The organism is Microcoleus sp. Pol17C6 (assembly GCF_036701145.1).
Lineage (GTDB): Bacteria > Cyanobacteriota > Cyanobacteriia > Cyanobacteriales > Microcoleaceae > Microcoleus.
In genome coordinates, this window is sequence record NZ_JAUBQH010000140.1 from 1 (window position 1) to 2,650 (window position 2,650).

The window sequence follows — 2,650 nt, forward strand, 5'->3', positions numbered from 1 at the left end:
TTATGAGTTAGCTTTCAGATCTAAAATTCAAAACCTTTAATTATAACATAGATTTTTTTTGCAAGAGGTCTACTGTTTTCGTAATTGCATCGCCCCAGTGAGTATTTGTGCAAGCGCACAATCAACTTGTACAACAAATCTTCTTTCCGTGTAGCTTGTCCTCGATCGTCCACAATCCGGCAGATTTGCACTTGTTGTCTGTCTCCGGCTTCCGGTTGCTCTCCCCAATTGGGCAATTCCGGGCGTGTATCGCGTACAAGTTGAGCAATCAAACTGGTATTGCTGGGTTTAGCGGGGTCGAGCACCACCCGGTAGGACAAATCGAAGCGTTCCATCAGCTTGAGAAAGATGGGATGTAGTTCTTTCGGGTAGCCGTCCTCGCCTGGAAACGGGGGATTACTCCATAATTCGCCCAGATGCTCAAAATCTACTAAACCGTTGCGGCGACGGGTTGTTTCATCATCGAGTACGAAGCTGATTGCCTTTGCTAGCCAGTCGGGTTTGAGGATGACGATATCGCGCAGTATTGGATCGTAATCGTAATGGATGATATGCCCCAAGGTATGGGAAATGCGAAGGAAAAGTTCTGCTTGTTCTTTATCGATTCCCTGTTGAGCGCAGATGGCAAGGACATCATCATAGGGCAGATAGGCTTTGTCGTTTGTCTGCAAGATTTCCCGCACTCGCTGCCACTTGGCGGGAACGGAACGTCCCATTTCGGGAAGAGATGCGGCGACACTAGCAATCTTTGCTTTTAATTCTGCCAGCCCCGTGCAGGAGTTCTGAAGGTCAGGTTTGCTGTCTATATGGAAGAAGTCAAGCACCGTATCGCTGCCGAATCGATCCTGAATTTCCTGTCTGTCAATGTCGGGTTGTCGCTGTCCGGGACCGCCGTGGGTGGCGACTACTAGCACTTTGGCATCCGGTGCACGATGCTTAATCAAGGTAATCCACTCTTTGACAAAGCCTTGCTGGGGGCCTTCCCGTGGCTTCCACACCACCAGATACACGGCTGGAGCACTGAAAAACAACTGGTGTGTCGATCGATAAACCGGTTGACCGCCAAAATCCCAACCATTGAGTGATATCTCTGTGTCCCTGTCGGGATGGGTGACAATAACTGGTTTAATTTCAATGCCGTGAGTGGTGGGACGACTTTCTAGCCATTCATCCTCGCGCAATGCGCCCAACAGACAACTCTTGCCCACCTCGCCTTCACCGATCAAAATCAGTTTGGCTTCATTCAGGGTGATTTGTGCTTGTGCTTTTGCCCGCAGGTATTGCAAGACGGCTTTAGTGCCTTGCTCACAGGCAGCAGCGAGGTCAGGATTGAGAGGGTTGTTGTAGAGGTCAAGATATTGCAACTGGGTGAGGGATGCGATCGCCTCAGGCAGTTCCGTCAGTTGGTTGTTGTAGAGGTAAAGATGTTGCAACTGAGTGAGGGATGCGATCGCCTCTGGTAGTTCCGTCAGTTGGTTGTTGTAGAGCTCAAGCTGTTGCAACTGGGTGAGGGATGCGATCGCCTCTGGCAGTTTCGTCAGTTGGTTGTTGCTGAGGTCAAGCTGTTGCAACTGAGTGAGGGATGCGATCGCCTCTGGCAATTCCGTCAGTTGGTTGTTTTTGAGGTTAAGCCGTTCCAACTGGGTGAAGGAGGGTATCGCCTCTGGTAGTTCCGTCAGTTGGTTGTTGTAGAGCTCAAGCCGTTGCAACCTGGTGAGGGATGCGATCGCCTCTGGCAGTTCCCTCAGTTGGTTGTCGGAGAGGTCAAGCAGTTGCAACCTGGTGAGGGAGGGTATCGCCTCTGGTAGTTCCCTCAGTTTGTTTTTGTTGAGGGCAAGCACTCGCAACTGGGTGAGGGAGGGTATCGCCTCTGGTAGTTCCGTCAGTTGGTTGTTGTAGAGGTAAAGCCGTTGCAACTGGGTGAGGGATGCGATCGCCTCTGGCAGTTTCCTCAGTTCGTTGTTCTGGAGGTAAAGCTGTTGCAACTGAGTGAGGGATGCGATCGCCTCTGGCAGTTCCCTCAGTTCGTTTTTGTTGAGGTAAAGATGTTGCAACTGAGTGAGGGATGCGATCACCTCTGGCAGTTCCCTCAGTTGGTTGTTGTCGAGGTTCAGCCGTTGCAACTGGGTGAGGGAGGCGATCGCCTCTGGCAGTTCCCTCAGTTGGTTGTTGCTGAGGTCAAGCTCTTGCAACTGGGTGAAGGATGCGATCGTCTCTGGCAGATCCCTCAGCTTCAGACCCCTAAAATCGAGTCTTATTGCTCCCTCTCGCCTTGCCTCTTCAATGCGCTGCTGTGCTTCCCGATCGCCCTCAGTTTCTAACATTGCCAATTCCTTGTTTTGATTTTTGTATATAAGTACGATCGCCTTTTGAGATGACTCGGGCGATCGCCAGACATGATTTGATTTTGAATATTGCTTAATCTCACTTCAAAATAACATCAATATTTTGTCGATCGTGAGGTTTGAGTAAAGGAGAGAATGGAGGGTTTGTTAGAGGGTTAAGGTGAGGCAGAGCCCATTGGTAACAAGTTAGAAAGGAGTAGATTTTGTCAATACCTCTTTCTGCAGAATTATTATGGAACAATAATGATAATCAAAAAAGGGGTAAAGGTGGGAGAGTTCGCCGACGGCGGACTCTCCCACCGACA

The 2,650-nt window shown here is 49.9% G+C and carries 1 protein-coding gene; it reads right to left on the reverse strand.

Annotated features, from left to right (window positions below; all coding sequences use genetic code 11):
• Positions 1-20: 20 nt before the first annotated feature.
• Positions 21-2,324, reverse strand: a complete 2,304-nt coding sequence (locus QUA25_RS28980; protein WP_333043137.1) for a leucine-rich repeat domain-containing protein — start codon at positions 2,322-2,324, stop codon at positions 21-23.
• Between the last annotated feature and the right edge of the window lie 326 nt (positions 2,325-2,650).

What these genes read in the sequence shown, in the direction of transcription:
- QUA25_RS28980 (WP_333043137.1), bottom strand. Translation starts at nt 2,324, where the DNA reads ATGTTAGAAACTGAGGGCGATCGGGAAGCACAGCAGCGCATTGAAGAG.